Origin of the sequence: Aestuariivirga sp. (genome assembly GCF_044239095.1) — a bacterium.
Classification (GTDB): Bacteria; Pseudomonadota; Alphaproteobacteria; order Rhizobiales; family Aestuariivirgaceae; genus Aestuariivirga.
Genome location: NZ_JBIICB010000298.1, coordinates 1 through 5,035, shown reverse-complemented (window position 1 = coordinate 5,035; position 5,035 = coordinate 1). Strand labels below are relative to the sequence as shown.

At 57.3% G+C, this 5,035-nt stretch carries 4 protein-coding genes; all 4 read left to right on the top strand.

All coding sequences use genetic code 11. The annotated features are described in order from the left end of the window. The first annotated feature begins 384 nt into the window (after positions 1-384). Positions 385-1,032 (top strand): sulfotransferase family 2 domain-containing protein, encoded by a 648-nt coding sequence (locus ACILRA_RS19640; protein WP_395663746.1) that lies wholly within the window; start codon positions 385-387, stop codon positions 1,030-1,032. After that, complete coding sequence (locus tag ACILRA_RS19635; protein WP_395663747.1) at positions 1,029-1,709, top strand: sulfotransferase family 2 domain-containing protein; 681 nt, start codon at positions 1,029-1,031, stop codon at positions 1,707-1,709. Before ACILRA_RS19640 ends, ACILRA_RS19635 begins: the two co-directional genes overlap by 4 nt. Before the next feature lie 172 nt (positions 1,710-1,881). Next, positions 1,882-3,495, top strand: a complete 1,614-nt coding sequence (locus ACILRA_RS19630) for an FkbM family methyltransferase (RefSeq protein ID WP_395663745.1) — start codon at positions 1,882-1,884, stop codon at positions 3,493-3,495. A gap of 298 nt (positions 3,496-3,793) precedes the next feature. Then, on the top strand, positions 3,794-5,035 hold a 1,242-nt coding region (locus ACILRA_RS19625; RefSeq protein WP_395663744.1), incomplete at its 3' end, for a glycosyltransferase.

Genomic DNA, 5,035 nt, shown 5'->3' with positions numbered 1-5,035 from the left:
CGCAGACGCTGACAGTCGGCGGCGGAAACGGTGAAACTGATACCATTGCGCATCCTTTCAGATTCGCACGTCAACAAGCCGTTGGGAACCTTCAATCGGACTCTTTTGTCCCGGCCAATCCACTAGGAGTGTTCCAGGCACTCCCGATCTCCCTTAGATTCAGTGCTGGGTTGCTTATAGAAGAGATAACTCGGCTTTCGAAAACAAGATGTTGGAGATTAATCCCTTGACGGAGTGTAGCTGCTGAACTCCTCAGGAGAAGCTGACGCGCCTACCTCATGACGAGGATTGCCCGCGTCGACGCTCCGCGAGAAATTTGCACTGCTGCCCAGAGCCGGTGTATCCTGCCTCGTCTCTGTAGCCTCGTTAAGGACTGCTCTCGCCGTGCCGATCTTCCTCAAGAGCCGCTTGCTGCTTATCCATATTCCTAAGTGTGGTGGAGATACAGTAACGCACCACCTTGGCCGTTACGGTGATCAGCCTTTTTTGTTTGTTGCCGACGGTTCGGTGATGGTCAATGGCCACACGCCGCAACACATGACTTGGCTGGAATTGCTGAAGGCTGGATGGCACACGCCGCCTGATTTCCGGGTTGCCGCATTGGTGAGGCATCCGGTTGACCGGGTCATATCGGAGTTCCATTACATCAGGGCCTACCGGCCGGACCTCAAGGGATCGACCATGGACCCTTCGTCCTTTCTTGACCAGTTTCTTCGCGATACACCCGCGACGGCCAGCCGGTTTGACAACCATAATTTGGGGATCTGTGACTTTCTGTCGGACCTGAGTGGAGAGGTCAACGCGACTATAGATGTCTATCCGGCCGGCGAAATGGACCGCCTTGTGCAGTCCCTGGGCCTTCCGAACATCAGGCCGGAGGACCGCCGCAACGTGACACGGGGAACCAATGACGTAACGGAATCACAACCCTTCTCGCATGTGGATCTCGCTCGAATCACTGAGCGTTACCGGCGCGACATTGACTGGCTGCAGGCGCGTTTTCCGAAGCTGAAGAGCGATTGGCTGCCGTGATATTCCACGAAGAGCGGAACTACCTCTTCGTCCACATCCAAAAGACGGGAGGGACATCGATCAGTGCCCATCTCACCGGCCACTTTGATGCGCGATTCGTCTCACCGGCCCATCTTCCGCTGAGATGCTTAGCCTTCGAGGGACCAAAGCCATTCATCTTCGCCGCCGTCAGGAACCCATGGGAGCGGCTCGTCTCGTGGTATGAGATGATGCGCGCGAAGGGCGTGCACAATGATTTTTCGCGCTATCTGCTGCAGGCCGGCGGCGATGGACAGGCGCCGGGCTTTTCGGATTTCATCAGGCGCACAGCCGTCATCAGCGAATCCACAAAGCCGGAAACTGTCTGGTCGCGATGCAGGGGGGTTATCTATGATGAGACGCAGGGTTACCAGAAGTCGCTCTCCTTCAATCAAGTCGACTACCTGACTGACCCAAGTGGAAGGATGATCTGCGACCGCTTCGTCATGTTCAGCGGGCTGGCAGAAGGGATGGCGGCTCTCACAAGGGTATTGCATCCGGACAGAGTGCCGCTGACGCTTCCCCATCTCAATGTGCGATCAAGCCCAACGCACTGGCGTGCCTATTATCAATCAGGTGATGACCGGGAGTGGGTGGCTCGACTCTACCGGAAGGACCTGAACCACTTTGGCTTCAGCTTCGAGACCGATGTGAAGTAGACTAACCGCCATGAGCATAAGAGACGGTATTCTGGCTGTTTATCATGGCGTTCTTGCCCGTATGGGCATATCTGGTCATAGCAAGCGCATAGCTCAGTATCATCGTGCCAGGGCGCTCCCCCGCTGGGCCCTATCCTACTCGAGGGTTGGTCTGGACTTGGAGGGAACCGACGTGACGATCATCATTCCCAGTTTCAACTACGCGGATCACATCACAGCGGCAATCGCCAGCGCGGTGAATGCGGCACACGAGAACGAGCACTTCAAGACGGAGGTGATCGTCTTTGATGACCGCTCTACCGATAACTCCCATGAGATTGCAGTACGCCTCGGGCGGCAGAGCGGTATCGGCTTTCTTGTCATCCGTCCAATGTGGAACGTTGGGCTGGTGAGCGCCCGAAACATCAGCCTGCGTCATGCTCGAGGCACCCATGTTTTCTTTCTCGACGCGGACAACACGATGTCATCCGACGGTCTGCGATCGCTTCATGGCTGTGCCGTGGAAAGGAATGCCGACGCCGCCTATGGGCCGATCCGGCGTATCATGCCCGGCGGCCGCCACGAGGGATTCTTGTCCAATCATCCATTCGATGAGGACATCCTCCGCAAGTGCGGTAACTATATCGACGCGATGGCGCTCTTTCGAAAATCGAGCCTGCTGCGCGTCGGCGGATATGATCTTGAACTTCTGCGGCTGATCGGCGGTCACGAAGATCATGATCTCTGGCTTCGGCTCGCCGCTGCTAAGGCTGAGATCTGCTACTGTCCCGAGGCCGTGGTCGGTGACTATGCCGTTAAGGAAGACAGCATGGCCCAGAGCATTTCAGCCCGGGAGTACGCTGACGGGTATCTTTACATGAAGACGGAGATCTCAGTGGCGCCAAGTCAGCGCGATGATCGGCTGGTTTTCGACCTTGGTTTCCACAAGGGCGAGGATAGCTCACACTATCTTGCAACTGGCTACAGGGTCGTTGCTGTTGAGGCAGATCCCGCCCTCCATGCCCTGGGGCTGCAGTGCTTCGCGGAATACATTGAAAGCGGACAGCTTACCCTCATTCATGCAGCCGTCACTGGGTGGCGGAGAAGGCAGTCTCATGAGACGATACCGTTCCACCCACACGCAGAGAATTCCCTGTGGGGCACCGCGTGTGACCCATATCGTGAGCGTAATGCGCAGATTCACGGCAAACCCCATGAGCTGCCTGTCGATGTCCCCACGACGTCGCTTGAACGGCTTGTTGCCGAGCATGGTTGTCCGCATTTTCTCAAGGTGGACATCGAAGGTATGGATGCCGAAGTCGTGAATGACCTCGAACGGCTGACTGCACTTCCGGCCTATGTGAGTTGGGAGACAGGCAAAAGGAGCCTGAGCGAGGTTCTTGCAACACACCTTCGGCTTTGGCGTCTCGGTTACCAGCGGTTCAGAGTTGCCCAGCAGATGCATATGAGCAGAAATCTCCAGAGGTCCGATAACTCAGCCGGTTTCTCGCGCTTTGGCGAGCACGCATCAGGTCCGATGCCGGAACGGCACCCAGCGCGATGGAGTGGCGTTGTCGGCGTGTTGTTGAAATACGCGATGCTTTTTGCCGTCTATCGCCTCGTCGGCCCCGGATCACCTTTCTGGTGGGCGGAACGCCATCATTCTCCGCTCGTCAACGCGGTGCCTCGCAGGCTCAGAAGCATCATGGACAGGCGGTCCATTCCCTTCCCAGGTTGGTTCGACAGTCATGCAGCTCTCAGCGTGCATCGGACGTCACCGGAGCGCGTGACCGGTTCCCCGCGCTGACCTCTTCCCCTCTGGGAAGGACGATCATGGGATTGCCAGCGAGATCTGCCTGCTTGGGTGTCCCGGTCACGCTCGGGTATACTTGACGCTGAACTCGCGCTGGTGAGAGTGGGCTCTCTTGGCCGCGTTGGCGCATGTTTCAACCTCCACTTCAATGATGCGTAATGCCACCGCATGGCTGACTTGAATTCGGACGGAATATGCGATTGAAGCAGCGGACGGGCGAAGCGGCACGCGATTGCTGAAAAGGCATAATGGCCGGGCGCTTGGATTCACAGAAAGGTTGTAGAAGTAACAAATGACGACGGAGTCAGAGGTGCGAATTGAAATGTCATCGCGCAAGCGCGGCGTTCTCGAGTGCGCCAACGCTCAGGCAGCCCAGCGCAAACGGTGGATCGAGCGCAATGCAGCTTACTATGCCGACGACCGTAGGTACATGCAGTATCTCGTACCACCTGGCCACAGCGTTCTGGACATCGGTTGCAGCACGGGTGAACTACTCGCATCTCTACGGCCCTCGTACGGCGTCGGCGTTGATCTCTCCCCGGAAATGGTGCGCGTAGCACGCGAGACAAACCCCGGTTTTCGCTTCATCGCCGGCGATGCCGAAGACCCAGATCTGCTCTCTGGCATCGGAGAGACTTTTGACTATGTCATCATCTCCGATACCATCGGCGTGTTCGACGATATCGAAATTGCACTAAATTGCCTCCGGCCTCTTTGCAATGAACGGACCAGAATCATCATTTCCTATTATTCCCCGCTCTGGGAACCGATGATAAGGCTCGCCACCAGGCTGGGAATGCGAATGCCACAACCGGAACAGAATCTGCTCACGCGGACCGATCTTACCAGCGTTCTCGCTCTCGCGGGATTTGAGACGATCTGCACCGAGCAACGCCAGCTCGTACCCGTCAGGTTGCTGGGGATTGGCCCTTTCATTAACCGCTTTATCGGACCGCTACCCATCATCCGGCGCCTCTGTCTCAGAACCTATGTCGTGACGCGGCCAGTGGCAGTCCCGGAGCCGGAAGGACTGAGCGTTAGCATCATCGTACCCTGCCGCAACGAAAGAGGGAACATTCAGCGCGCGATCAGCGAGATGCCGCAGTTCGGCAGGCAACAGGAGATTATCTTCGTCGAAGGCCACTCCAGTGACGATACGCTGGCAGAGTGCCATCGGGTGAAGGAAGCCAATGCAGACGCCTGGTGCATCAAGGTGCTCCAGCAGGACGGTAAGGGCAAGGGCGATGCAGTGCGGAAGGGATTTGCGGCGGCTGGCGGCGACGTGCTCATGATCCTCGATGCCGATCTTACGGTGGCGCCGGCCTCGCTGCCGAAGTTCTACAACGCCATTGCCTCGCGGCGTGGCGAGTTCATCAACGGGACGCGCAACGTCTATCCGATGGAGACGGGTGCGATGCGCCTCCTCAACGCTGTCGCAAACCGCATGTTCGCTATCGCATTTTCCTACCTGCTGAATCAGAGGCTTACTGACACGCTGTGTGGAACCAAGGTGTTGCGGCGTGCGGATTATGAG